This is a genomic window from Allobranchiibius sp. GilTou38 (assembly GCF_017565325.1).
Classification (GTDB): Bacteria; Actinomycetota; Actinomycetes; order Actinomycetales; family Dermatophilaceae; genus Allobranchiibius; species Allobranchiibius huperziae.
In genome coordinates this window covers 200873-226303 of record NZ_JAGEKN010000005.1, presented here as the reverse complement: position 1 = coordinate 226303, position 25431 = coordinate 200873, and the positions used below count along the sequence as shown (strand labels likewise).

Annotated in this window: 27 protein-coding genes; 13 read left to right on the top strand and 14 right to left on the bottom strand. The window is 70.2% G+C overall.

The features are described from left to right. Positions 1–6: 6 nt before the first annotated feature. On the bottom strand, positions 7–1167 hold the full coding sequence (locus JOB34_RS04530; RefSeq protein ID WP_208051588.1) for an NADH-quinone oxidoreductase subunit D: 1161 nt from the start codon (positions 1165–1167) through the stop codon (positions 7–9). Between the two features lie 4 nt (positions 1168–1171). After that, a complete protein-coding gene (locus JOB34_RS04525) occupies positions 1172–2143 on the bottom strand; it encodes a DMT family transporter (RefSeq protein ID WP_243757607.1) in 972 nt (323 codons plus the stop codon). A 106-nt stretch (positions 2144–2249) separates the two neighbouring features. Between JOB34_RS04525 and JOB34_RS04520 the strand changes: the two genes are divergently transcribed. The 3 genes from JOB34_RS04520 to JOB34_RS04510 are packed head-to-tail and all read left to right on the top strand — an operon-like array spanning position 2250 to position 4726. Continuing rightward, positions 2250–2837, top strand: coding sequence for a CGNR zinc finger domain-containing protein (locus tag JOB34_RS04520; RefSeq protein WP_208051586.1), 588 nt, complete (start codon positions 2250–2252; stop codon positions 2835–2837). Between the two features lie 10 nt (positions 2838–2847). Continuing rightward, positions 2848–3732 (top strand): hypothetical protein, encoded by an 885-nt coding sequence (locus JOB34_RS04515; RefSeq protein WP_208051585.1) that lies wholly within the window; start codon positions 2848–2850, stop codon positions 3730–3732. Between the two features lie 55 nt (positions 3733–3787). Beyond that, positions 3788–4726 carry a hypothetical protein gene (locus JOB34_RS04510; protein WP_208051584.1) on the top strand — a complete coding sequence of 313 codons (939 nt, stop codon included), beginning with the start codon at positions 3788–3790 and terminating at the stop codon, positions 4724–4726. Here the strand turns inward: JOB34_RS04510 and JOB34_RS04505 are convergent. Continuing rightward, entirely contained in the window at positions 4686–5666 is a 981-nt protein-coding gene (locus JOB34_RS04505) for an SAM-dependent methyltransferase (RefSeq protein WP_208051583.1), read from the bottom strand. The two genes, JOB34_RS04510 and JOB34_RS04505, sit on opposite strands and share 41 nt — an antisense overlap. A 46-nt stretch (positions 5667–5712) precedes the next feature. Here JOB34_RS04505 and JOB34_RS04500 point away from each other — a divergent pair, with 46 nt between their 5' ends. The 6 genes from JOB34_RS04500 (at position 5713) to JOB34_RS04475 (ending at position 10290) form a co-directional block, all read left to right on the top strand. Beyond that, on the top strand, positions 5713–6609 hold the full coding sequence (locus JOB34_RS04500) for a DUF2520 domain-containing protein (RefSeq protein ID WP_179478764.1): 897 nt from the start codon (positions 5713–5715) through the stop codon (positions 6607–6609). Further along, positions 6606–7484, top strand: coding sequence for a pantoate--beta-alanine ligase (panC, locus tag JOB34_RS04495; RefSeq protein WP_208051582.1), 879 nt, complete (start codon positions 6606–6608; stop codon positions 7482–7484). The genes JOB34_RS04500 and panC overlap by 4 nt, the downstream gene beginning before the upstream one ends. 77 nt (positions 7485–7561) lie before the next feature. Continuing rightward, entirely contained in the window at positions 7562–9067 is a 1506-nt protein-coding gene (locus JOB34_RS04490) for an AlkA N-terminal domain-containing protein (RefSeq protein ID WP_208051581.1), read from the top strand. Then, complete coding sequence (locus tag JOB34_RS04485; RefSeq protein ID WP_218883512.1) at positions 9064–9621, top strand: methylated-DNA--[protein]-cysteine S-methyltransferase; 558 nt, start codon at positions 9064–9066, stop codon at positions 9619–9621. The genes JOB34_RS04490 and JOB34_RS04485 overlap by 4 nt, the downstream gene beginning before the upstream one ends. Before the next feature lie 30 nt (positions 9622–9651). Continuing rightward, positions 9652–9846 carry a hypothetical protein gene (locus JOB34_RS04480; RefSeq protein WP_208051580.1) on the top strand — a complete coding sequence of 65 codons (195 nt, stop codon included), beginning with the start codon at positions 9652–9654 and terminating at the stop codon, positions 9844–9846. 105 nt (positions 9847–9951) lie between these two features. Beyond that, positions 9952–10290, top strand: coding sequence for an Lsr2 family protein (locus tag JOB34_RS04475; RefSeq protein WP_208051579.1), 339 nt, complete (start codon positions 9952–9954; stop codon positions 10288–10290). A 2-nt stretch (positions 10291–10292) separates the two neighbouring features. On the opposite strand, the gene ligD (JOB34_RS04470) is transcribed toward JOB34_RS04475, so the two are convergent. Both ligD (JOB34_RS04470) and ligD (JOB34_RS04465) read right to left on the bottom strand, forming a co-directional pair. Beyond that, complete coding sequence (ligD, locus tag JOB34_RS04470) at positions 10293–11189, bottom strand: non-homologous end-joining DNA ligase (RefSeq protein WP_208051578.1); 897 nt, start codon at positions 11187–11189, stop codon at positions 10293–10295. Beyond that, on the bottom strand, positions 11182–12141 hold the full coding sequence (ligD, locus tag JOB34_RS04465; protein ID WP_208051577.1) for a non-homologous end-joining DNA ligase: 960 nt from the start codon (positions 12139–12141) through the stop codon (positions 11182–11184). Before ligD (JOB34_RS04465) ends, ligD (JOB34_RS04470) begins: the two co-directional genes overlap by 8 nt. 16 nt (positions 12142–12157) lie before the next feature. Between ligD (JOB34_RS04465) and JOB34_RS04460 the strand changes: the two genes are divergently transcribed. Beyond that, positions 12158–13147, top strand: coding sequence for a Ku protein (locus JOB34_RS04460; protein ID WP_208051576.1), 990 nt, complete (start codon positions 12158–12160; stop codon positions 13145–13147). 110 nt (positions 13148–13257) lie between these two features. Here JOB34_RS04460 and JOB34_RS04455 read toward each other — a convergent pair whose 3' ends face one another. Beyond that, on the bottom strand, positions 13258–14331 hold the full coding sequence (locus JOB34_RS04455; RefSeq protein WP_208051575.1) for a hypothetical protein: 1074 nt from the start codon (positions 14329–14331) through the stop codon (positions 13258–13260). 186 nt (positions 14332–14517) lie between these two features. On the opposite strand from JOB34_RS04455, the gene JOB34_RS04450 reads away from it, so the two are divergent. Both JOB34_RS04450 and JOB34_RS04445 read left to right on the top strand, forming a co-directional pair. Next, positions 14518–17064, top strand: a complete 2547-nt coding sequence (locus JOB34_RS04450; RefSeq protein WP_179478782.1) for an ATP-dependent Clp protease ATP-binding subunit — start codon at positions 14518–14520, stop codon at positions 17062–17064. Between the two features lie 86 nt (positions 17065–17150). Then, positions 17151–17663 (top strand): amino-acid N-acetyltransferase, encoded by a 513-nt coding sequence (locus JOB34_RS04445; RefSeq protein WP_347813716.1) that lies wholly within the window; start codon positions 17151–17153, stop codon positions 17661–17663. On the opposite strand, the gene JOB34_RS04440 is transcribed toward JOB34_RS04445, so the two are convergent. Genes JOB34_RS04440 through JOB34_RS04425 form a run of 4 tightly spaced genes read right to left on the bottom strand, consistent with a single transcriptional unit; the run spans position 17653 to position 20570 of the window. Then, entirely contained in the window at positions 17653–18015 is a 363-nt protein-coding gene (locus tag JOB34_RS04440) for an MGMT family protein (RefSeq protein ID WP_208051574.1), read from the bottom strand. The two genes, JOB34_RS04445 and JOB34_RS04440, sit on opposite strands and share 11 nt — an antisense overlap. Beyond that, positions 18015–18971 (bottom strand): ATP-binding cassette domain-containing protein, encoded by a 957-nt coding sequence (locus JOB34_RS04435; RefSeq protein WP_208051573.1) that lies wholly within the window; start codon positions 18969–18971, stop codon positions 18015–18017. The genes JOB34_RS04440 and JOB34_RS04435 overlap by 1 nt, the downstream gene beginning before the upstream one ends. Next, positions 18968–19783 (bottom strand): ABC-2 family transporter protein, encoded by an 816-nt coding sequence (locus JOB34_RS04430; RefSeq protein WP_208051572.1) that lies wholly within the window; start codon positions 19781–19783, stop codon positions 18968–18970. The genes JOB34_RS04435 and JOB34_RS04430 overlap by 4 nt, the downstream gene beginning before the upstream one ends. Next, on the bottom strand, positions 19776–20570 hold the full coding sequence (locus JOB34_RS04425; RefSeq protein WP_343048382.1) for an ABC-2 family transporter protein: 795 nt from the start codon (positions 20568–20570) through the stop codon (positions 19776–19778). The genes JOB34_RS04430 and JOB34_RS04425 overlap by 8 nt, the downstream gene beginning before the upstream one ends. Positions 20571–20645: 75 nt before the next feature. Here JOB34_RS04425 and JOB34_RS04420 point away from each other — a divergent pair, with 75 nt between their 5' ends. Further along, positions 20646–21206 (top strand): gluconokinase, encoded by a 561-nt coding sequence (locus JOB34_RS04420; protein ID WP_208051571.1) that lies wholly within the window; start codon positions 20646–20648, stop codon positions 21204–21206. Here the strand turns inward: JOB34_RS04420 and JOB34_RS04415 are convergent. From JOB34_RS04415 to JOB34_RS04400, 4 genes are read right to left on the bottom strand one after another with little or no spacing between them, the layout of a single operon-like run. Then, entirely contained in the window at positions 21188–22072 is an 885-nt protein-coding gene (locus JOB34_RS04415) for an A/G-specific adenine glycosylase (RefSeq protein WP_347813715.1), read from the bottom strand. The genes JOB34_RS04420 and JOB34_RS04415 overlap by 19 nt on opposite strands. Positions 22073–22082: 10 nt before the next feature. Next, positions 22083–23159, bottom strand: a complete 1077-nt coding sequence (gene disA, locus JOB34_RS04410; RefSeq protein ID WP_233763843.1) for a DNA integrity scanning diadenylate cyclase DisA — start codon at positions 23157–23159, stop codon at positions 22083–22085. 10 nt (positions 23160–23169) lie between these two features. Further along, positions 23170–24564: a DNA repair protein RadA gene (radA, locus tag JOB34_RS04405; RefSeq protein ID WP_179478792.1), complete on the bottom strand. Its 1395-nt coding sequence runs from the start codon at positions 24562–24564 to the stop codon at positions 23170–23172. Positions 24565–24605: 41 nt separating this feature from the next. Further along, positions 24606–25409: a hypothetical protein gene (locus tag JOB34_RS04400; RefSeq protein WP_208051570.1), complete on the bottom strand. Its 804-nt coding sequence runs from the start codon at positions 25407–25409 to the stop codon at positions 24606–24608. Positions 25410–25431: the final 22 nt, after the last annotated feature.

Sequence of the window (25431 nt, the reverse complement as noted above, 5' to 3'; positions counted from 1 at the left end):
GCCCCGCTACTTGTCGATGTCGCCGACGACGAAGAACATGGAGCCGAGGATCGCGACCATTTCGGCCAGCAGATTACCCGGCAGCAGCTCGGCCAGGACCGCGACGTTGTTGAACGACGCAGACCGCAGCGCCAGCCGCCACGGCGTCTTGTCGCCCCGGGAGACCAGGTAGTAGCCGTTGAAACCGAGCGGGTTCTCCGTGGCGACGTAGTCGCTGCCCTCGGGCACCTTCAGCACCTTCGGCAGCTTGAGGTTGACCGGGCCCGCGGGCATCGCGAGCAGTCGTTCGACGCAGGCCTGCGCGAGGTCGAGGCTGACGTGGGTCTGCTCCAGCAGCACCTCCAGCCGCGCGAGGCAGTCGCCGGCCTGCCGGGTGACGACCCGGCCCGGGCCGTCGGCGGCGAACAGCTCGTCGTACGCCAGGTAGGGCTGGTCGCGGCGCAGGTCGACGTCGAAGCCGCTGGCGCGCGCAATGGGTCCGGAGACGCCGTACGACGCGACGGCCTCGCTGGTGAGCACACCGACGCCGCGGGTGCGGGCCTGCAGGATCTCGTTGCCGATCAGGAGGCTCTCCAGCTCGGGCATCCGGGCACGCACGCCGTCGATCGCGGCCTGGACGCGCTGCAGCCACCCGGCCGGGATGTCCTCGCGCAGGCCGCCGACCCGGTTGAACATGTAGTGCATCCGGCCGCCGGAGATCTCCTCCATCACCGTCTGCAGCTCTTCGCGCTCGCGGAAGGAGTAGAAGATCGGGGTGATCGCGCCGAGCTCCAAAGGATAGGAACCCAGGAACATCAGGTGGTTGAGCACCCGGTTCAGCTCGGACAGCAGGGTCCGCGTCCAGGTCGCCCGGACCGGCACCTCCATGCCGAGCATCCGCTCGACGGTGAGCGCGAGACCCACCTCGCTGCTGAACGCCGACAGCCAGTCGTGCCGGTTGGCCAGCACCATGATCTGGCGGTAGTCGCGCACCTCGAAGAGCTTCTCGGCGCCGCGGTGCATGTAGCCGACGATGGTCTCGGCGCGGGAGATGCGCTCGCCGTCGAGGGTCACCCGCAGCCGGAGCACGCCGTGCGTTGCGGGGTGCTGCGGACCGATGTTGAGGACCATGTCCGCGGTCGCGAGCTCACCCGCGCCGACACCGACGGTCAGTTCACGGGTGGCCATGGCCTCAGTCTGCCAGGGAGCCTCTGCCGTCCGCGGCGCGCACGAGCACCACGCCGAGCACGATCAGTGCGCCGCCGGCCAACTGGACCGGCAGCGGCAGCTCACCGAGCAGGAGCCACGCGAAGAGGACCGCGAAGAGCACCTCGGCGAGGGCGACGAACGACGCGACCCGGGTGCCGAGCATCCGCGCGGCGACAACGCCCGAGACGTAGGCGAACGCCGCGGCGACCAGCGAGATGCCGAGCACCGGCACCAGCACGCTGACCTGCCACCGGCCGAGCGGCACCGAGTGCATCGAGGCGTGCATCGGCAGCGCGCCCACCATCCCGAGCAGGAGCAACGGCACGAGGCCGACCGCCATACCCGCGCCCGAGAGCGCGAGGGGCGACAGGCCGTCCTGCGGCTCGTCGGACGCCACGATGAAGTACATCGCCGAGCAGACCGCCGCTGCCAGCCCGAAGAGCACGCCGACCGCGTCGACACTCACCGATCCGAAGACGTCGAGCACCAGCACCAGTCCGAGGAGCGCCACCGCGGCGCCGGCCAGCGTCAGGCGCGAGGGCGCCCGCCGGGTCCGCGCCCACGCGAGCAGCACCAGCAGCGTGGGGGACAGGTACTCCAGCAGCAGCGCGACGCCGACCGAGAGGTGCTGCACCGCAACGAAGTAGAACAACTGACACCCGGCCACCCCGAAGAGGCCGTAGAGCAGTACGGCACGCGCGTTGGTGCGCAACAGGCGCCAGCGACCCCGCAGCTCATACGCCGTGGGGATCGCGAGCACCAGAGCGGCGATCCCGATCCGCATGGTGACCGCGGCCGCGGGGGACCAGCCGGCGGTGAAGAGCTCCTTGGCGAACGGTCCGGACGTACCGAACGCCGCGGCGGACGCGAGCGCGATGATCAGGGCGCGCGACGTGGCGCCCGCGGGCGACCCGGTCGTCGTGAGGGTGTGATTGGTCTCGACGTCGACCGACATGGAAGCCCCTTCCGTTACTGATCGCATGTATCGCATGTAATGAGTCAAGATGATTTAGACTCGTGACTGGATCCGAGCGTACGGGGCCTACAGATCAGGAGTCAACATGCCGTTCACCCATGACACGGAGGATGCGTTGACCTCCGCGGTCGCGCTGGTGAACTCCGTGGCGTCCACGGGTCCGGCCGGGCGGACCGACCCCGAACACGACGTGCTGCTCGACCCGCAGGAGTTCGAGGAGTTCGTCGACCAGTGGGAGTGGACCGGTGCGCGCGACCACGACGAGGCCGAACGACGCGCCGTCCGCGCGTTGCGACCGAGACTGCGCGCGCTGTGGGAGGCCGACGGGGAGGACGAGCTGGTGGTCCTGGTCAACGACCTGCTGCGCGCGGGCAGGGCGCTCCCACAGCTCGTGCGGCATGACGAATGGGACTATCACCTGCACGCCACGTCGAGGGACGCGCCGTTCGCCACGCGCTGGATGGTCGAGGCGGCCATGGCGATGGTGGACGTGCTGCGGGCCGGGGAGATCTGGCGACTGAAGATCTGCGCGGCCGACGACTGCGACGACGTGCTGATCGACCTGTCCAAGAACCGGTCGCGCCGGTTCTGCGACGCGGGGTGCGGCAACCGCGCGAATGTCGCGGCGTACCGGGCCCGCCGCAAATCCGGCGACGACGCGGCGCGCGGGTAATCTGCGGCAGGTGTCAGACCATCGGGAGCCCTCGTCGCAGGACCGCTACTACCAGCGGTACGAGCAGGCCGGCGGCGGGTTCGGCGGACCCGGCGGCCGGCGTCGGCGCACCGGGGCCTGGATGCTCGGCGGAGCCGCCGCTCTCGTGGTGATCCTGGTCGCGGTCGTGGCCTTCGTCCTCGTCGGTCGCGGCAGCACGAACGACGCGGGCGCGTCATCCTCGAGCTCCACGTCGTCCGGCAATGTCGTCACCGCCTCCGCCAGCCCCACCACGGGAGCGCAGGGCGCGCTGTTCGCCCGGCCCGTCGTGCCGGGCTGGCAGGCTGTCGGCGGCGTGGTCAACGACGAGGTCCAGATCTACGGCGCGTACGACGCTCCGCCGAACTGGCAGGTCAAGCAAGACAACGCCATCTACTACGACACCGCCCAGGGCACCAAGATGTTCGGTCAGCACACCAGCTGGGGTCTCTCGGAGCTCAACTACGGCAAGTGCGCCGCCCATCCCAACAACTCGCAGGCCAACGCCAGCTTCGTCGACATCGGCAAGCGTGATCCGGTCGATGCCGTGCAGGGTGTGCTGCAGGACTTCGCCTCCGCCGCCAGCCTCAACAAGGACAAGTCCACCCACGCGGCGCAAGGCACCGTGTCGGTGCAGAACACGACGGTGGCCGGGGGATCGATACCGGCCGTGCGCGGCACCATCACGGCGACGGGGGGCACGCTGAACGCGGACTGCGGCACCGGCCGGACCACCACCTTCCAGGCCGTGGCCTTCACCACCAACGGCAGGTCGGTCATGGTGCTCGTCGCCATCGCGACCTGGCCGGGATACCCGGCGCCGGCCGCCGGCACCATTGACAAGATCCTGAGCTCCGTGCGCCCGGCGGGCGGCTGACCCGGACCTCACCCGATCCCCTCCCGCGGGGCGGCTGCGCGGATACGATCCGCGGGTGAGCGACAACGGGCGTTACGGGCCGCCGCCGCCGCCGGGTGGCGAGCCGCCCACCGGCCCGCCCGGGTCGCCCCAGGATCGCTACTACCAGCGGTACTCGCAGTCGTCGGGTCCGCTCGACCGGCCACCGCGCCGTGGCCCCGGTCGGTGGCTGGCGCTGGGCGCGGGCGCACTGGTCGTCGTCCTGGTCGCCGTGCTGGGTTTCATCCTCTTCGGCGCGAACGGCAAGGGTGACGCCGTGACGTCGTCGTCCTCGACGGCGCCGTCACCGCAATCCGCGTCGAGCGGCACGCCGTCGTCCGGGACCACGTCGACCGCGGCGGACGGTGCCCTGTCGGTGCGTCCGGTCGTCCCGGGATGGCAGGCCGTCGGCGGCATCGTCAGCTCCGATTTCCAGATCTACGGCGCATACGACGCTCCTCCCGGGTGGCAGGTCAAACAGTCCAACAACATCTATTTCGACGATGCCGACGGCACCGGCATCGAAGGCGAACACACCGACTGGGGGCTCGCGGCGTACAACCTCGGCAAGTGCTCGGGATATCCGAACAGCCCTCAGGCCAGCGCGAGCTTCATCGATATCGGCAAACGCGACCCGGCCGAGGCCGTCGGGTCCCTGCTGGTCGACTTCGGATCCGCGGCGAGCATCAACAAGGACAAGACCACCCACGCCGCGCAGGGCAGTCCGGTCACGACGAACTTCACCGTGGCGAACGGGTCGATCCCCGCCGTCCGCGGTCAGCTCACGGTGACCGAGGGCACGCTGAACGCGGACTGCGGGGTGGGGAAGGCCATCACGTTCTACGCCGCGGCGTTCACGTCCAACGGGCGTTCGGTGATGCTGCTCGTCACCGTCGGCACCTGGCCCGGTGTCCCAGGCCCGTCCTCCTCGACGATCACCACGATGCTGCAGTCGCTGCGTCCTGCCGGCGGCTGACCGGATCGACCGACCACCAGAAGTCGCCCAGCCCTCCCGGGGCGGTCAATGCGGTGTAGGCACTTCGGAGCGCGAGCGATCGCAGGTACGCCGGCGGATCCGTACGCGCGAGCGCGTCATCGGCAGCTTCCGGGCGAATGCCCAACGCGGTGAAAAGGTCCCGCTGTCGCACGAGCCGAGGTGCACCGAGGGTGTCCATCGCGACGTGCGCGGTGACGTCGGTGCTGCCGTCCGGACGTGGCGCGCAGGCCTGGCCGTCGCGGTAGCCCATGAGCGTGCCGCCGTCCGGGCGAGCGTCCCGCAGATGGCCGTAGTCGATCGTGACCACGACGCCGCTGTCCACCGACCCGCGCAGCTCGGCGTACGCCGCGTCGCGGGTCCGGCCGACTTCGATCCGGGAGTGCTCGCGATCCCAGCCGGGCCAGTTGTCCTCGCACCAGCGCTGATCGGCGGCCGATGCCGGCGCTCCGAGTCGTTCGACGCCGTGCTGGTCGATCTCGACCACCCGCAGCCGCCGCCCGTCGTGCTGCAGCACAGGACACGGCACCACGTCGAGCCACTCGTGGGCCAGGACCAGCACGTCGGACAGTCCGTGCAGACCCGGCGGCACCTGCGCCCCGCCGGGCCCGGCGACCCACGCGGCGTCCTGCGGTAGGTCTGCAGGACGGTCGACGACGTCAACTCCCGTCAGGGTGAGATCCGGCGCCAGCGCGCTCAACTGTGTGAGCAGTTCGCCTCTGCCGCAGGCGAAGTCGAGGATGTGCCGTGCCCGGTGCACGCGGGCGAGCGCCACGACGGCCCGCGCCAGCACCGCGCCGCCTCCGGGGATGCCCTGCGCGGAGGTCGCGAAGTGCGCGGCGGGACCGTGCGTCGAGCGGTAGAAGCCGCGTTCGCCGTACAACGCGTCCTGCCACGCCCGCTCCCACGGCGTCCAGCTCATCGGGCCACCGTAGGTGCTGATCGGCGCGCAGGTAGCGTCACTGCCTGTGAGTACGACGGGTCGGCCACCGAGCTTGCGCGTCGCGGTCGTCGGATGCGGCCGCGTCGGCGCGGTGCTCGGTGCCGCGTTCCGCGCGGCAGGTCATGAGGTCACGGCCACCAGCGCGGTGAGCGACGCCTCCCTGCAGCGGGCGGCCGAGATGCTGCCCGGCGTGCCGGTGCTCCCTCCGCCGGAGGTCGCCCGGTCGGCCGAGGTCGTGCTCCTCACCGTGCCGGACGACGAACTCGGCGATCTGACCCGTTCGCTGGGCGCCCAGGGGGCCTGGAACGGCGGCCGTCTCGTCATCCACACCAGCGGTTTCCACGGCTGCGACGTGCTCGCTCCGGTCGTCGAGGCCGGCGGCGACGCCATCGCGATGCATCCCGCGATGACCTTCACCGGCACAGCGCGCGACCTGCCCCGACTCCTCGGCATCCCGATGGCCGTCACTGCGTCGATGGGCGCGGACCTGATCGCCGAGGCGCTCGTGCTCGACCTCGGCGGTGAACCGTTGCCGCTGTCGGAGGAGCAGCGCCCGCGCTACCACGCCGCCCTCACCCACGGCGCCAACCATCTGGTCACCCTCGTCGCGCAGAGTCAGCAGATCCTGCGGCACGCCGGGATCGAGGCGCCACAGCAGGTGCTCGACGGCCTGCTCACGGCCGCGTTGACCAACGCGCTCGAGCACGGTGACCGGGCGCTCACCGGGCCGGTGGCACGCGGTGACGTGGAGACGGTGCGTGCCCATCTGCAGGTGCTGTCCGACGAGTCACCCGACGTGCCCGACTCCTACCGCGCGATGGCGCTGGCCACCGCCCTGCGTGCCGCGGAGCGCCACGCGACCCCGGCGCGCACCACCCGACCGATGCTGGATCTGCTCGACCCGAACGGACAAGAGGGATGACGCACGAGACACCGACGATCGCCTACAGCCGCGACGAACTGCAGACCGCGCGTGCGGCGCTCGGTGACGACGTGGGCGTCGTGATGACGATGGGAGCGCTGCACGAAGGTCACGCGCGGCTCATCCGCCAGGCGCGCCATGAGATGGAGCACGTCGTCGTGACGATCTTCCTCAATCCGCTGCAGTTCGCGGCCGGCGAGGATCTGTCGCGGTATCCGCGCACGTTCGAGGAGGACCTGACGATCTGTGCGCGCGAAGGCGTGGATCTGGTCTTCGCGCCCTCACCCGACGTCGTGTATCCGGACGGCGAACCCGGTGTGCGCATCTCGGCGGGCGCGCTGGGCAACGTGCTGGAGGGCGCCGCCCGGCCCGGACACTTCGACGGGGTCCTCACCGTCGTGGCCAAGATGCTGCACCTGGTCCGGCCCTCACGGGCGTACTACGGGCAGAAGGACGCTCAGCAGCTGCTGCTCATCAAGCGGATGGCCCGCGATCTCGATTTCCCCACCGAGGTGGTGGCCGTCGAGACCGCCCGCGAGCAGGACGGGCTGGCGCTGAGCAGTCGCAACCGCTATCTGACCGAGACGGACCGCGAGGTTGCGGGCTGCCTGTCACAGGCGCTGCGCGCAGGCGCCGACATGGCGCGGATCGGACCGGCCGCCGTACGACGTGCCGCCCGCGACGTGCTGGTCCGCGAGCCGCTCGCCCTGATCGACTACCTCGTGCTCGTGCACCCGACCGAGCTCACCGAAGTGGCCGAGTGGTACCGCGGACCGGCCCTGCTGGCGGTCGCGGGACGGGTCGGCACGACCCGGCTCATCGACAACCTGCCCATCGAGCTCGGTCCGAACGGCGGGGCGCGACCGATCTCCTGACAAGGCAATAACTGGCGAGAAACCGACATGTCGTTTTTCCGCTAGCTTCATACCGGCGACCGGCGCAGACTGGTCGCATGCACACCGACACCGACGCCTGTCTGCGGGCCGTCCGATCCCGTGACGCACGGTTCGACGGCTGGTTCGTGACCGGCGTGCGCAGCACCGGCATCTACTGCCGACCCAGTTGCCCGGCGACCCCGCCCATGGCGCGCAACATCACCTTCCTCCCGACCGCGGCCGCGGCGCAATCGGCCGGTTTCCGCGCCTGCAAGCGCTGCCGGCCGGACGCCAGCCCCGGCTCGCCGGAGTGGAACGTGCGCGCCGACCTGGTGGGGCGCGCCATGCGCCTGATCGGCGACGGCGTCGTGGACCGCGACGGCGTCACGGGGCTCGCACGGAGGCTCGGCTACTCGGTGCGGCAGATCGAGCGGGCCGTCCAGGCCGAGCTCGGCGCCGGTCCGCTCGCGATCGCCCGGGCCGGGCGCGCCCAGTCCGCGCGGATCCTCATCGAGACCACGACCCTGCCGCTCGCACAGGTGGCGCACGCCTCCGGGTTCGGCAGCATCCGGGCGTTCAACGAGGCGGTGCAGGAGGTCTTCGCGATGACGCCGTCGCAGCTGCGCGCCGCGAAGACAGCGCGCGGTCGGAGCGGCACCTCGCCCGAGCGCGACCCTTCGCCGTGGCAGCGTCTGTCCCTGCGGTTGCCGTTCCGCGCGCCGTTCCACCCGGACAACGTCTTCGGCCATCTCGCCGCGACCGGCGTGCCGGGGGTGGAGGAGTGGCGCGACAGCCGCTATCGGCGCACGTTGGACCTGCCCGGCGGTCCGGGCATCGTCGAGCTGTCACCCACGCCGGACCACGTCCGCGCGGACCTGGCACTCACCGATCTATCCGACCTCACCGTGGCGGTGAGCAGATGCCGGTGGCTGCTGGACCTCGACTGCGATCCGGAGGCCGTCGACGCCGCGCTGGCCGAGGATCCCCAGCTGGCGCCGCTCGTCCGTCGTACGCCGGGCCGGCGCGTGCCCCGGACCGTCGACTCCCGAGAGATGGCGATCCGCCTCGTGCTCGGCCAGCAGGTCTCCACGAAGGCGGCGCGCACCCACGCGGGGCGTCTCGCGGCGACGTTCGGGGCGCACGTCGACGACCCTGGCGGAGGTCTGACGCGGCTCTTCCCCGGGCCGGAGGCGCTGCTGACGGCCGGCGACGAGTCGTTCGCGATGCCCGTGACCCGGCGGGAGACGATCCGGTCGCTGTGTCGGGTGCTGTCGCAGGGGTCCCTGGACACCAGCGCCGGCGCCGACCGCGAGGAGGCCAGGCGGGTGCTCGGCGACGTGCCCGGCATCGGACCGTGGACCGTGGAGAGCTACGCCATGCGGGCGCTGGGCGATCCCGACGCCTTTCCCGGCACCGACCTCGGCGTGCGGATCGCGGCCCGCGCCCTCGGCATCGAGGACAGGCCCCGCGTCATCGAGAGCGCATCGGCCCGCTGGCGGCCCTGGCGTTCCTACGCCGTGCAGCATCTGTGGGCCACCGGCGACCACGAGGCCAACAAACTCCCGGAAGAGGACATCTCATGAATCAGATCTCGCATTTCCAGATGACCGGCACTCCGATCGGCGACCTCACGCTCGTACGTCGCGGATCGGCCCTCTCGGCGCTCTACATGCAGGAGCACCGCCACCAACCCGATGAATCCACCTTCGGCCCGCGCGAGGAATCCGCCACGGGCGTGCTGGGCGAGGCGGTGCGCCAATTGCGGGAGTACTTCCACGGCGAACGCCGCACCTTCGACCTGCCGCTGGACCCGACCGGGACCGACTTCCAACAGCGCGTGTGGGCGCAGTTGCGGGCGATCCCCTATGGGCGCACCCGCAGCTACGGCGACCTGGCACGCGCGTTGGGTTCGGCCGGCGCGAGCCGTGCCGTCGGCCTCGCCAACGGGCGCAACCCGATCTCCATCGTGGTCCCGTGCCACCGCGTGATCGGGGCGAACGGCGCCATGACCGGCTTCGGCGGGGGCATCGAGCGCAAGGTGTGGCTGCTGGACCACGAGCGCGAGACGCTCGGTGACGAGGGTGACGTGGGCTCCGGCAGGGGCGGGACGCAGCAGATGCTGGACCTGCCGCGCTGAGCGACGGGAGGGGCGGCCTACCCTGGAACCATGTGGGCCGCCCTGGAAACACTCGTCCCGTCGATCGGGCTGCTGTTTCTGTTGTATCTCGTGCTGCGCCACATGATGGAGGGCGACCGGCGCGAACGAATAGCGCAAGCGCAGTGGGAAGAAGAACACAAAAGCGATAGGGCGGACGCTCCGGCGCAGCCTCCGACAACGCCCGGCGCATCTCAAGACTCCTGAATTAGTATGTTAGGTTTGGAACTCCTTCAAATGGTGCCCAGGTGTGCGTCGTTGAAGGGTCCATCAAACGATGCATAACCCACATCGGGTACACAGGAGATAGATATGGCTCAGCGCGTACAGATTCTGCTCGAGGACGACCTCGACCACTCCGAAGCTGCGGAGACCGTGACTTTCGCCCTCGACGGTGTCAACTATGAGATCGACCTGTCGGCGGCCAATGCCGCGCGGCTGCGAGATGACCTGGCCACCTGGACCGGTCACGCCCGCAAGGTCCGCGGTGCCCGCAAAGCGACTACTGCCAGGGCCAGCAGCGGCAGCACCGCAGGTCGCGACGACCTGAACAAGATCCGCGAATGGGGTCGCGCCAACGGTTTCACCGTGAGCGACCGCGGTCGTGTTTCCGGTGAGTTGCAGACGGCGTACGCCGAGGCGAATTCCTGAATTCAGTCGCCCAGCGCCGCGCCGAATAGATCCCCATCGGAATCGAGTCGGTCCAGCACTTCTTCGAAATCGAGTTGAGTGAGGCGGCCGGGCTCCTGCACTTCTTCCCAGCTGCGCGGGGCGGCCACCATGGGCCGTTCCCTACCGCGTAGTGAATACGGGGCGATGGTGGTCTTAGCGGCAGTGTTCTGCGACCAGTCCAGCAGGACTTTCCCGCCGCGGATGGATTTGGTCATCTTCCACACGACCAGGTCCGGATTGCTTCGCGTCAGCGACTGAGCCAAGTCCTTGGCCCAGTCGCGGATCTCCTCGCTCGTGCGCGAGCCGTCCAGCGCGGCGTACACCTGCATGCCTTTGCTGCCGGAGGTCACCGGCACGGCGCGTTCCATCCCCGCGTCCACCAGCTCCTCCCGGACCTGCAGCGCGAGATCCGCGCACTCGGCCAGGCCGGCGGGGGATCCCGGATCCAGGTCGATCACGAGCCGATCGGGGTTGGCCGCGGCGTCCTCGACCCAACGCCACTGCGGCACGTGCAGCTCGATCGCCGCGAGGTTGGCCAGATAGGTCAGCGCGGCGAGGTCCTCCACGAACGGATAGGTGACGCGGTCGCCGCCACCACGCGAGCCGCTCGACGCCACCGTCATCCGCGGCAGCCAGGACGGCGCGCCCTGTGGCACGTTCTTCTCGAAGAACGACGTGTCACCGACACCGTGCGGCCAGCGCACGCGCGTGACGGGCCGTCCCGCCAGGATCGGAAGCAGCACCGGCGCCACCCGCGCGTAGTAGTGCAGCACCTCGCCCTTGGTGGTCTCGGTCGCCGGATAGAGCACCTTGTCCAGGTTGCTCAGGGCCAGGCGGCGTCCCTCGACCTCGACGCTCACCTGCTGCGCCTCAGCCATCGGCGGCATCCTGTACGGCCGTGTCCATGAGCTCGGCAGGACTGAGGTCCGGGCGCAGTCCTCGCCACGTCGGTTGCCGCAGCCGGCCCCCCTCGGAGACCCCGTGGTACTCCAGGTCGGCCACCAGGTCCGGCTCGACCCATGTGCAGCCCTTCGCATCGATCGCCGGCACCCGTTCCAGGAACGGGGAGTCCGGTCGGCTGCGAGAGCGCAGCTGTGCCAGCAGCCGGTCACCCGCGGCGCCCGCCAGCCCCGAACCGATGCGACCCCGGAAGACCAGTCCGTCCGGGGTCGGCGTCCCCACGAGGAGCGCTCCCAGTCGCGCGGAGTCGGTCTCCGGCCGCCAGCCACCGATCACGTACGAGCCCGTGGTGCGGTGCACGATCTTGCGCCACTGCGGGCTGCGCGATCCCGGCAGATACGCCGAGTCGGTGCGTTTGGACACGATCCCCTCCAGGCCCTGATCGGCGGTCGCCCGCAACAAATCCTCGCCCTCGGTGAACACCGGCGGCACCTGCACCCGCGGGGTGGCGATGCCGATGCCCTCCAGCAACTCCCTGCGCTGCGATAGCGGCCGTGCCAGCGTCGACGTGCCGGCCATCCGCAGCACGTCGAAGGCCATCAGCGTCACCGGCGCCTGCACCGCGAGGGTCGCAGCGGTGCGGGCGTCGCCGACGTTGAACCGCTCGGCCAACGCACCGAACGACGGTCGGCCCTCGCGCAGGCTCACGATCTCGCCGTCGAGGAGCAGATCGTCGTACGCACTCAGGCCAGCGGTGACGGTCAGCAGCTCGGGAAAGGCCACCGACACCTCGCGTTCGGTGCGGGAGGTGAGCCGCACCCGGCCGTCGTGCACGTCGGCCAGCACCCGCATGCCGTCCCATTTGACCTCGTGCTGCCACCGGTCGCCGCTCGGCACCCGTGCGGAAGGGGTGGCGAGCATGGGGCGCATGGGGCAATCTTGCCTGGTGCGAGCCATTTGGAGAGGTGCCGTGTCGTTCGGCCTGGTCAACGTGCCGGTGCGGCTCTACTCGGCGACCGAGAACCACGACGTTCAGTTCCGCCAGGTGCACCGTGAGGACGGGGGCCGGATCCGCTATCAGCGGGTGTGCTCGATCGACGGCGAGCAGGTCGCCTACGACGACATCGCCAAGGGGTATGAGACCGAGGACGGCCAGATGGTCGTGCTGACCGACGACGACCTGTCGTCGCTGCCGACGAGCAGCAGCCGCGAGATCGCCGTGGACAAGTTCGTCCCGAGCGACCAGATCGACCCGATGTACCTGGACAAGTGCTACTACCTCGAGCCGGACAAGGCAGCGGTCAAGCCGTACGAGCTGCTGCGGGCGGCTCTGGAGGAGACCGACCGGGTCGCCATCGTGACGATCTCGATCCGCACCCGGATGACGATCGCGGTGCTGCGGGTGCGCGGCGGGGTGATCGCGTTGCAGACCCTGCTGTGGCCGGACGAGGTGCGCGAGGCCGACTTCGGCGTGCTCGACGACGCCGACGACACGCCCGCGAAGCCCGCGGAACTCGCGATGGCGCAGATGCTGGTCGAGTCGCTGGCCGGCGACTACGAGCCGGACGACTACGTCGACGACTACGAGCAGGCCGTCAAGGAGGTCGTGCGCGCCAAGCTCGACGGCGGCGAGGTGCAGGCGCCCCAGGAGGAGGACGACGGAGATTCCGCCCAGGTGGTCGACCTGCTGGCGGCGCTGCAGCAGAGCGTGGACCGGGCGAAGGCGTCGCGGGGTGAAGCACCGGCGAAGAAGAGCGCCGGCGCCGGCAACAGCAGAGTGAAGGCGCCTGCAGCCGAGAAGACCGGCGCCGACAAGGGCGAGGCGAAGAAGGCGACGGCCAAGAAGACGACCGCGAAGAAGACGGCCGCGAAGAGCGCCGCGAAGAAGACGACCGCGAAGACGAGCAAGAAGAGCACGGCCAAGAAAGCCAGCTGAGTCGGGCTGGTGCGTTCGGGGCCGAGCGGGCCCTAACCGGGCCTGGGCCGGGCAGCGGGTGGTGCGTTCGGGGCCGAGCGGGCCGAAACGGGGGCTGGCCCGGCGGCGGGTCAGCCTTGCGCCAACACTCCGTGCGCGCACAGTTGCTCGACGGCGGCGTGGACCAGGGCGTCGGCGTCAGGGTGGTCGCCGTGCAGTTCGACGCAGATGGAGACCAGCTCCTCGAGGGTGCGCGGCTCGCGGGCCGCATCCCAGACGGTGGCGCCCAACCCGCTGCAGCGGATCGGCAGGTCCTCGATGAGCAGCAGGATCTCCTCGTCGATGCGCACCGCGTCCGCGTACGCGCCACGGCGGACCGATCCGATCGCCCCGGGAGCGGGCTCGTCGGTGGGCGGCGAGAGGTGTTCGACCTGCGCGACCTCCGCCGGGGCGTCGGCGGCCAGCGCCCGCAGCGTGTCGGCGCACTCCTCGATCTCGCTGTAGTGCAGCCGGTGGATGCCACCGCAGGACTGCACGTGCCGGGTGAGGGTCAGCAGGGGCTCGGGCATCTTCGTCAGATAGGACAGCTGCGGGATGAGGGCGAGGATGCCGTCGAGCAGGGGCAGTTGCTCCACCCTGGGCGCTGCACCCGGGGCGCCGTCCCGCTGCAGGAGGACGATGCGCCGCAGCTGCAGTATCGGTGGCTCTGCCACCGGCAGCAGGCCGAGCTCGTCCGGTCCGTGCTGGTGCTTGTGCTCCTCGCCCTCGATGATCACCGAGAGCGGCTTGGGGAACGGCAGGACCCGGCTGTCGCCGCGTACGGCGACCGTCTCGTCGGTCACGTACGCGAATGCGGCCGCGCACAACCGCTGGGCCGCGGTCGTCTTGCCCGTGCCGGACTCCGCCACGAGGGCGATCACCGCACCGGTCTCGGGGTCGGCCACCCCGGAGGCGTGCAGCATGGTGAGTTGCCCGGCACACAGCTGGATGAAGCGCAGGGTGACGCCGGAGACCACCGAGTACTCGGCGAAATCGGAGTCGAGATCGGCGACGTACTCCACCGAACGCAGCGCGGGGCCGGCGCCGGGGTCGGCCAGGCACCGTGACCACTGGTCGCGGACGCGCCCCGCGGACACCTGATCGGGCACCTCGATGTCGACGGTGTGTCCGAAGGCCCCGACCTTGACCACCGTCGCATCCGTCACGGTATGGATCGTAAACGTGCCGCTTCGGCTTTCTGCTGACGGCGAACGTCTTTCGTCGAAGGCCCCTGTGCGGAACACACTGTGAGTGGGTCGCGTTGAGGTCATCAGACACCAGCAGCAGGGCAGGTCGCCCAGCCGCTGCGGATAGCATCGAACGACGCAGGCAGCAGCCTCAAGGGAGTTGACATGTTCGAACGGTTCACCGACCGCGCACGGCGTGTGGTGGTGCTCGCCCAAGAAGAGGCGCGCATGCTCAACCACAACTACATCGGCACCGAGCACATCCTGCTCGGCCTCATCCACGAGGGTGAGGGCGTCGCGGCCAAGGCCCTGGAGAGCCTCGGCATCTCCCTGGAGGCCGTGCGCGAGCAGGTGCAGGAGATCATCGGCCCCAGCCAGCAGACCCAGCCGGGCCACATCCCCTTCACCCCGCGGGCCAAGAAGGTGCTGGAGCTCTCGCTGCGCGAGGGTCTGCAGCTCGGCCACAGCTACATCGGCACCGAGCACATCCTGCTCGGGCTGATCCGCGAGGGCGAGGGCGTCGCCGCCCAGGTCCTCGTGAAGATGGGTGCCGACCTGGCGCGAGTGCGCCAGCAGGTCATCCAGCTCGTCTCCGGCTACCAGGGCAAGGAGACCGCGGGCGCAGGCGTCGGCGGTCAGGGCCAGCAGGAGGGCACCCCGGCGGGTTCGCTGGTGCTCGACCAGTTCGGTCGCAACCTGACCCAGGCCGCGAGAGACGGCAAACTCGATCCGGTCATCGGGCGCGAGTCCGAGATCGAACGCGTCATGCAGGTGCTGTCGCGGCGTACCAAGAACAACCCGGTGCTCATCGGTGAGCCCGGCGTCGGCAAGACCGCCGTCGTCGAGGGCCTCGCCGCGGACATCGTGCGCGGCGACGTGCCCGAGACGCTGAAGGACAAGCAGCTCTACACCCTCGACCTCGGGTCGCTAGTGGCAGGTTCGCGCTACCGCGGTGACTTCGAGGAGCGCCTGAAGAAGGTGCTGAAGGAGATCCGCACCCGCGGCGACATCATCCTGTTCATCGATGAGATCCACACCCTCGTCGGGGCGGGCGCGGCCGAGGGCGCGATCGACGCGGCCTCGATCCTGAAGCCGATGCTGGCGCGCGGTGAGCTGCAGACGATCGGCGCGACGACGCTCGACGAGTACCGCAAGCACATCGAGAAGGACGCCGCGCTGGAGCGCCGCTTCCAGCCCATCCAGGTGATGGAGCCCTCGATCCCGCACGCCATCGAGATCCTCAAGGGTCTGCGCGACCGCTACGAGGCCCACCACCGGGTCACGATCACCGATGCCGCGCTGGTCGGTGCGGTCAACATGGCCGACCGCTACATCAACGACCGGCACCTGCCGGACAAGGCGATCGACCTGATCGACGAGGCAGGTGCGCGACTGCGCATCCGCCGGATGACGGCGCCGACCGACCTGCGCGAGTACGACGAGAAGATCCAGCACGTGCGCCGCGAGAAGGAATCGGCGATCGACGGGCAGGACTTCGAGAAGGCCGCGTCGCTGCGCGACGATGAGAAGAACCTCATCAACGCCAAGGCGCAGCGCGAGAAGGAGTGGAAGGCCGGCGACCAGGACGTCGTGGCCGAGGTCGACGAGGAGCTGATCGCCGAGGTGCTCGCCGCCTCGACCGGCATCCCCGTCTTCAAGCTGACCGAGGAGGAGTCCTCGCGACTGCTGCGGATGGAGGACGAGCTGCACAAGCGGGTCGTCGGCAACGACGACGCGATCAAGGCGCTGTCCCAGGCCATCCGTCGTACCCGCGCGGGCCTGAAGGACCCCCGTCGTCCCGGCGGCTCGTTCATCTTCGCCGGTCCGACCGGCGTCGGTAAGACCGAGCTGGCCAAGGCGCTCGCGGAGTTCCTCTTCGGCGACGAGGACGCGTTGATCACCCTCGACATGTCCGAGTTCGCCGAGAAGCACACCGTCTCGCGGCTGTTCGGTTCGCCTCCCGGCTACGTCGGCTACGAGGAGGGCGGCCAGCTGACCGAGAAGGTGCGGCGCAAGCCGTTCTCGGTGGTGCTCTTCGACGAGGTCGAGAAGGCCCACCCCGACATCTTCAACAGCCTGTTGCAGATCCTGGAGGACGGTCGCCTGACCGACTCCCAGGGCCGGGTCGTGGACTTCAAGAACACGGTGATCATCATGACCACCAACCTCGGCACCAGGGACATCTCCAAGGGTGTCTCGCTGGGCTTCGCCTCCGGCAACGACGCCGCGACCGATTACGACCGGATGCGCGCGAAGGTGCAGGACGAGCTCAAGCAGCACTTCCGCCCCGAGTTCCTCAACCGCGTGGACGACACCATCGTGTTCCCGCAGCTGACCGAGGAGCAGATCGTCGAGATCGTCGACCTGATGGTCGAGAAGCTCGACGTGCGGCTGAAGGACAAGGACATGGCGATCGAGCTGACCACGCCCGCGAAGGCGCTGTTGGCCAAGCGCGGGTACGACCCCGCGCTCGGTGCCCGGCCGCTGCGTCGCACGATCCAGCGGGAGATCGAGGACATGATGTCCGAGAAGATCCTCTACGGCGAGCTCGGTGCCGGCGAGATCGTCCTGGTCGATGTCGACGGTGAGGGCAAGACCGCGAAGTTCACCTTCGCCGGCTCGCCGAAGCCGAAGGCGCCCGACGCGCTGCCCGAGCCGGCCGGTGTCGGCGACAGCGGCGGCGAACACGGCGTCGACCTCGGCAAGGACTGACCCAGAACGCAGCACCCATCGGCCCCGGATCCGGCTCGGATCCGGGGCCGATGCGCGTCCGGGAACGCTCTCGTTAGGGTCGTGACGTGGACCACGCGTCGGTGAGCACGACCCTGCGCCCTGCCCGCACCGCCGACGTCCCCGCCATTCGTGCCCTGATCGAGCCGTACGTCGAGACCCGGGCCATCGTCGCCAAGCCGCCGGTCGCCTACTTCGAGGGGCTGCAGGAGTTCATCGTGGCCGAGCGCCACGGAGAGCTCGTCGGGTGCGGTGCCCTGCACGTGATGTGGGAGGACGTCGCCGAGGTGCGCACCATCGCCGTGCACCCGCACATGCGCGGCCACGGGACCGGCCACCAGATGCTCGGCCACCTGCTGCAGCACGCCCGCGACCTCGGGGTGGCGCGCGTCTTCTGTCTCACTTTCGAGGTCGACTTCTTCGCCCGTCACGGGTTCCGGGAGATCGAGGGCGACCCCGTGGAGCCGGACGTCTACCTGGAGCTGCTGCAGTCCTACGACGAAGGTGTCGCGGAGTTCCTCGACCTGGACCGGGTCAAACCCAACACCCTCGGCAACACCAGGATGCTGCTCACCCTGTGAAGGAGTCGTCGTCCGCGAGCCCCGGCAGCGGTCCGAGGGCAGCCTCCGCGGCGTCGGCCAGGTCGGCGAGATCGGCCCGGTAGCGCCGGATCGCCACTCCCAGTCCGTTCGGTTTCAGCACCAGTCCCTCGTCGTCCCAGTGGTCGAGGGCATGTACCCGTACATGGGCCGGCAGGTCGCCGTACGAGCTGACCACCCGCCACCACGGGACGTCCTCCTCCTCGCACAACGCCATGAAACGGCCGACCATCCGCGGTGACATGGCGAGCATCCCGGCGATGTCGCCGTAGCTGACGACGGTGCCGGGCGGGACCAGCCGGACGATGGCGTAGACGCTGCTGCGCAGATCCATCAGCGGCTCCCGGCGTAGATGCGGCGTACGACGTCCTCGATGTCGGGCTCCTCGATGGACAGATCGCGCACCTCGGCCCGTGCGGCGACGGCGGCGAGCACCGTCGCGGCGGTGGCGACCTCGGGATCGAACGCCAGGCGCTGCCGAATGCCGCCCGCCTCGCTCCCCAGGTGGGTGGTGGCGTCGATGCCCAGCAGGTCCGGCCCGGGCGCCGCGAGGTCGACGACGAGCACCCGCCTCGCCCCCACCCGCTGGGAGAGCCCGGGCAGGGTGCCGTCGTACGCCAGTCGGCCGTGGTCGACGACGAGGACCCGGTCGCACAACCGCTCGATGTCGCCCATGTCGTGGGTCGTGAGCAGGAGGGTGGTGCCGTGCTCGGCGCGCTCGCGGATGAGGAACTCGCGCAGCCGTTGCTTGGACAGCACGTCCAGGCCGATCGTCGGCTCGTCCAGGATGACCAGCTCGGGGGAGTGCAGCAGCGCCGCGGCGACCTCGGCGCGCATCCGCTGCCCGAGCGAGAGCTGGCGCACCGCGGTGTCGAGGAAGTCATCCATCTCCAACTGCTCGATCAACTCCTCGGTGCGTGCGCGTCGGACCTGCGCGGGCAGGGCGTGGATCGAGGCCAGGATCGCGAAGGACTCCCTGACCGGAAGGTCCCACCACAACTGGGAACGCTGGCCGAAGACCACCCCGATCTGTCGGGCGAGATGGCGTCGCTCGCGCAACGGATCGCGTCCGCAGGTGCGCACCGAGCCGCCCGTCGGCACGAGGATGCCCACGAGCATCTTGATCGTGGTCGACTTCCCGGCGCCGTTAGCGCCGATGTAGCCGACGGACTCGCCGGCTTCGATCCGCAGGGTCAGCTGATCGACCGCGGTCAGTTCGGTGCGCACCAGACCACGGCGACGCTTGAAAACTCTTGTCAGAGAATCAGTCTCGATGATCATTGCGGTCATCCTCCTGCTCCTTGATAGTGCCGTACGCCGATCCGCCAGAGCCACAGCCCACCGGCCCACGCCCAGATCGCCGCGAGCGGAGTGCACCAGCCGAGCCACGCCGGCAGCAGGGACGGCCCGGGTTTGCCGAGCAGGAGCAGCGCGGGCAGGAACGCGGTGAAGGCCATCGGGAAGAAGAATCCGAACGCGGCCTTGACCGGGCGGGTCCACACGGAGGCGACCTGAGTGGCGGCGTAGCGGCCGCCGTACACGAAGGAGTTGGTGAGCTCGCCGCCGCTGATGACGAAGAACTGGATGCCCGCGGCCCAGACGAACATCGCCGAGAAGATCGCGATCCCGGCGATCAGGGTCATTGCGAGCAGTCCGACATGGGCCGGGCTCCACCGGATGTCGTTGATGGACAGGGCGATCACGATGGAGGCCAGGCCGACCGCCGCTCGCGCGAGGCGGCGCAACTCGATGTTGCTGGTAATCAGCTGAAGCAGCAGCGGCTGCGGACGCAGATAGAACACGTCGAGGGTGCCGTCGCGGACGTACCTGTCCAGGTCGTCGCAGTGCCCGACCACCATGTCGGCCATCGAGAAGCAGAAGTCGGCGATGCCGAAGACGAGCAGGATCTGCCGGAAGTCGAATCCGCCCAGCGACTGCACGGCGTGGAAGAGCACCCATACCTCGGCGAGCTCGATGAAACTCACCAGGAACGACGCGGCGAGGTCGACGCCGAAACTGAGCCGGTAGGAGCGCTGCGCGCGGATGCGGGAGGCGAGCACGGCCCGGTACGGCGCGGTGCGGGCGGTGACGGTGTCAGCCACCCTGCACCTCCAAGCGCCGCCGACCGGCGTTCGTCAACACGTGTCCGACCGTCCCCACGAGGGCGAGCCACCCCACCTGCGCGGCGATCAGGCCCACCCCGCCGCGGCCGGTGAACACGTCGATCGGGTACTGCAGCATCGACGGGAACGGAGTGCTCGAGGCGAGCACGAGCAGCCAGTGCGGGAAGAGCGAGATCGGGACCAGGAGTCCCGCGAAGAAACCGGACACCATCATGTAGAACACCTGCAGCCCGCGGATCTCCACGAGCCAGTAGGCGGCCGATGCGACGAGGTAGACGCTCGCCCACGAAACGGTGATGCCGAGCAGCAGGCTCACGGCACCCAGCACCCAGGGGAGCGGCCGGTGCGGGATCGTCATACCGACGAACAGGTAGCCGATCAGCATGCTCGGCACGCCACGCGGCAGCAGGGCGCATACGGCCTTGCCGACATCGGTGGCGACGGTGCCCCACTGCAGGGAGATCGGCCGCAGGAAGTCGGTGACCACGGCACCGGACTTGATCCGGTCCGCCAGGTCGGTGCGCCCGGTGAGGTTGAGCGATCCGAGCAGCCCCTGCGACAGCCACACGTAGGTCGCCATGGTCCCGACCGCGTATCCGTGCAGATTCCCGCCACCCGCGCGGACCGCGGCGAGCAGGATGACCGACTTCAGCAGCCCGAACGTCGTGTTCGCGACCAGCCCGCCGAGCATCGCCAGGCGGTAGGTCGTCTGCTGCCGGATGCCCGCGGCGAAGAGGCGCCCGTAGGGCGCGAGAGCGACAGGCACAAACGCAGGAACCTACCAGCTTCTGCTCCGACCGGGGATCGGGATGTCGCGGCCGCCTCGTTAGAGTCGTGCTCCATGAGCGGTGCACCCGACCCGGACCGGCCGAACGACGAGCGCCCGCAGTTCGTCATCGTGATGGGAGTCTCGGGGTCCGGCAAGACCACGATCGCCACGGCTCTGGCGACCAGGCTGGGGTGGGATTTCGCCGAGGGCGACGACTTCCACCCGGAGGCGAACGTCGAGAAGATGGCGCACGGCGTGCCGCTCACCGATGAGGACCGCTGGCCGTGGCTGCGGGCCATCGGTGCGTGGATGGACGAGCACGCGCGCGAGGGCCGCAGCGCGGTCGTCACGTGTTCGGCGCTCAAGCGGGCCTACCGCGATCTGTTGCGAGAAGGTCGTGACCGGGTGCGCTTCTGCTGCATCGACGTACCCGTCGAGGAGCTCGAACGACGGCTCGCGGTGCGCACCGGTCACTACATGCCCGCGTCCCTGCTCCCGTCGCAGCTGGCCACGTTGGAGGCGTTGCAGCCCGATGAGCCCGGAGTCGTGGTGCACGCGCACGGCGACCCGCAGCACGTGGTCACCGAGGCCTTCGAGAAGCTGGGCCTGATCGATCAGGCCGGCAGCGCGTAGGTCCGACCCGGCAGCGGGTCGACCAGGCCGTCCTCGATGAGGCCGGCCAGGCACCGGCCGCGCTGCGCCGCGTCGGACCAGACGAGGTCCAGGGCGGCCTGCTGCACGGGACCGTCCGCGTCGCGCAGCGCCTGCAGGAGCAGCCCCCGGACCTGTCGGTCGGTGCCCGCCCACCGCTGCGCCCGTTTCACCGGACCGTCGTACGCCGGTCGACCTGCGGCCAGCCACGCGCACCGGTCGGAGATCGGGCACCGCTCGCAGGTGGGAGAGCCGGCGGTGCACACCAGTGCGCCCAGCTCCATCACCGCGACGTTCCAGGTGGCGGCGTCCGCAATGTCGCGGGGAAGAAGCTCCTCGGCCAGGCGGGATTCAGCGGCGGTGAGCGCCGGGGCGGCCTGGGCCGACCCGGTGACCGCGCGGGCGTGCACCCGGCGCACGTTGGTGTCGACGACGGCGCAGCGGATCCCGAACGCGAACGCCCCCACCGCCGCCGCGGTGTAGGCGCCCACTCCCGGCAGCGCGCGCAACTGCTCCAGATCGTCCGGGACGGCCCCGTCGTGCGAAGCGACCATCGCCGTGGCAGCGGCGTGCAGCCGCAGGGCCCGGCGCGGATACCCCAGGCGACCCCAGTGCCGTACCGCGTCGCCGGGTGCGGCGGCGGCCAGATCGGCAGGTGCGGGCCAGCGCGTCATCCAGTCCGTCCACACGGGCAGCACGCGCACGACCGGGGTCTGCTGCAGCATGATCTCGGAGACGAAGACACCCCACGGCGTGGCGTCGAGGGCCCGCCAGGGCAGATCGCGTCGGTGGTCGGCGTACCAGTCCAGGACCGGCTGGTGCAGTCCGGCGTGCGCAGCTGCGGTCACCGGTCGCCGCTCAGACGTACCGCTCGAGGATGCTGTTCTCGGCGAGACGCGACAGGCCCTCGCGCACCGAGCGGGCGCGCAGCTCGCCGACGCCCTCGACGGCCATCAACTGATCGAAGTCGGCCGCGAGCAGCTTCTGCAGGCTGCCGAAGTGCTCCACCAGGCGGTCGTTGATGAGCGGTGGAAGCCGCGGGATCTTGCTGAGCAGCCGGTAGCCGCGCGGCGAGACCGGCGCGTCGAGCGATTCCGCGGCACCGGCCGAGCCCAGCGCGCCGGCACCGGCGTGCAGGTCGAGCAGGTCGGTGGAGCTGATCGCCGCCAGCCGGTCCAGCGCCTGCTGGGTGGTCATGCCGTCGCGGGCGACGTCGACGTAGTCGCGCACGACCAGCTCCCGGTCGTCCGACAGGGTGCCGACCAGCTCGTCCAACTGCAGGGACATCAGCCGACCGTCGACGCCGAGCTCCACGACGTACTCGGCGATCTCCTCGCTGATCCGTCGCACCATCTCCAGCCGCTGCAGCACCGTGGCCACGTCGCGGACCGTGACCAGGTCCTCGATCTCCAGGGCGGACAGGGTGCGGGTGACCTCGTCGAGGCGCGACTTGTAGCGCTCCAGGGTCTGCAGCGCCTGGTTGGCGCGGGACAGGATCGCGTTGGACCCCTCCATCACGTGCCGCAGCGACCCGACGTAGAGGGCGATGGTCTGCATCGACTGGCTCACCGAGATGACGGGAAGGCCGGTCTGCTTGGCGACCCGCTCCGCCGTGCGGTGCCGGGTGCCGGACTCCCGGGTGCGGATGTTGGGGTCCGGGACGAGCTGGACGGCGGCGCTGATGATCCTCGTCACGCCCTTGTCCAGGACGATCGCGCCGTCCATCTTGGCCAGTTCGCGCACCCGCGTGGAGGAGAAGTCGATGTCGATGGGGAAACCGCCGGTGCTGATGCTCTGCACCACGGTGTCGTAGCCCAGCACGATGAGCGCTCCGGTGCGGCCGCGCAGGATGCGCTCGAGGGCGTCGCGCAACTGGGTGCCCGGAGCGGCCGCGGCGAGCGTGTCGCGCAGCAACTGTTCCTCGGTGGGTGGCACGCGCTGGATTCTATGTGAGGCGCGGGCCGCCCCCGTCGATCAACCGCACGGCGTCGCGTACGTCGTCCACCTCGACGACCTGCATGCCCTCCGGTGCGGCTTCCCCGGCCAGCGACCCCGCGGGGATGACAGCCCTCCTGAAGCCGATGCGGAAGGCCTCGGCCAGGCGTCGCGCGACACCGGACACCGCGCGTACCTCCCCGGCCAGTCCCACCTCGCCGACGGCCACGGTGCCCGCGCCCATCGGACGGTCCTGCACGCCGCTCGCGATGGCCAGCGCGATCGCCAGGTCGGCCGCCGGCTCGCTGAGCCGCACACCCCCGACGGTCGAGAGGTAGCAGTCGCTGCGCGAGACCGGCAGGCCGGCGCGACGGTCCAGCACGGCGAGGATCATGGCCGTCCGCGAGGAGTCGATGCCACTGGTGGTGCGCCTGGGGTTGCCCTGCACGCCGTCGACCATCAGCGCCTGCACCTCCGTGACCAGTGGACGGCGCCCTTCGAGGGTGACCGTGACGCAGGTGCCGGGCACAGGCTGCTCCCGGCGGGTGAGGAAGAGCCCGCTCGGATCCGGCAGGCCGACGATGCCGACGTCGGACAGGTCGAAGCAGCCCACCTCGTCGGTCGGGCCGTACCTGTTCTTCGCGGCGCGCACCAGGCGCAGCCGCGAGTGTCGCTCGCCCTCGAACTGCACGACGACGTCGACCAGGTGCTCCAGCACGCGGGGACCGGCGATGGAGCCGTCCTTGGTGACGTGGCCGACCAGCAGCACGCTGATGTCGCGCTGCTTGGCGACCTGGATGATCGCCGCCGCGACTTCACGCACCTGGCTGACGTTGCCGGGAGAGCCGGGGATCTCGGTGGAGGCGATGGTCTGCACCGAGTCGATCACCAGCAGCTCCGGGCGGACCTGGTCGATCTGTGCCAGCACCGTGCCGAGATCGGTCTCGCTGGCCAGGAAGAGGGTGCGCGCCAGCGCCTCGATCCGCTCGGCCCGCACCCGCACCTGCGCGGCCGACTCCTCACCGCTGACGTAGAGCACCCGGCGCGGCCCGCGTGCCGCGCGCGCGGCCACGTCGAGCAGCAGCGTGGACTTGCCGATGCCCGGCTCGCCGGCGACCAGGATGACCGCCCCGGGCACCAGGCCGCCGCCGAGCACGCGGTCGAACTCGCTGACACCGGTCGGCCGGGCGGAGGCCTGCGACCCGTCCACCTCGCCGATCGGCACGGCGGGCCGCTCGAGCACGGTCGCGGCGGCGGTGTGCACGCCGACCTGGCCGACCTCCTCCAAGGTGCCCCACGCCTGGCATTCGCTGCAGCGTCCGACCCACTTGATCGCGGTCCAGCCGCACTCGGCGCAGCGGTAGGACGGCGCTGGGGGTTTCTTGCGGGCGCTCGCGGTCGGCATACGCAGAAGGTATGCGCCGCCGCCGACAGGCGTACGGCCGGTCAGACGCGCTTGCGGTTCTGCTTCTGCGCGTCGAGCGTGGCGGGGTGGATCAGCAGCGGCAGCAGGGTGCGGTTGCCCGGGCGGCGCGCTGCCTTCGCGAGCGCCAGGTGTGCCTTGCAGTGCGTGACCAGCACGTCGTACGCCGCGTCGCCCATCAGGTGCCGCAGCTCGCCGGCGTTGCAGAGGTAGAGCGGCTCCTTGCCGACGTGCGCCTCGGGGTTGGAGCTGCAGTACCAGTCCAGGTCGTGTCCGCCCGGGCCCCAGCCGCTGCGCTGGTACTCGCCGATCGAGATCTCCAGGTACGACGTGTCGTCGCCGCGCTCGACCGTGCGGAAGGTGCGCCGCAACGGCAACTGCCAGCAGACGTCCGGCTTGACGGTGTGCGGTTCGACGCCGGTGAGCAGCGCGTGCTGGTGCAGCGAGCAGCCGTCGCCCGCGGGGAAGCCGGGCCGGTTGAGGAAGATGCAGGCGCCGTCGACGACGCGCGTCTTGGTCGCGCCGTCCTCCTTCTCGCGCCAGCCCAGGTCGGAGTGGCCCTCCTCGTAGTACTGCCACTCGTCGGGGCCGAGCTCCTTGACCACCCGGCGGACGTTCTTCAGGTCGTCCTTGTCGGCGAAGTGCGCGCCGAGCGTGCAGCATCCGTCGTCGGGGCGGTCGGCGTAGATGCCCTGGCAGCCGCGCCCGTAGATGCAGGTCCAGTTGGAGGTCAGCCACGTCAGGTCGCAGCGGAACCGCTCGGCACCGTCGTCCGGGTTGTCGAACTCGACCCAGCTTCGTGCGACATTCGGATCGGTCTCGGCCACGGGCGTGATCGTAGCCCCGGCA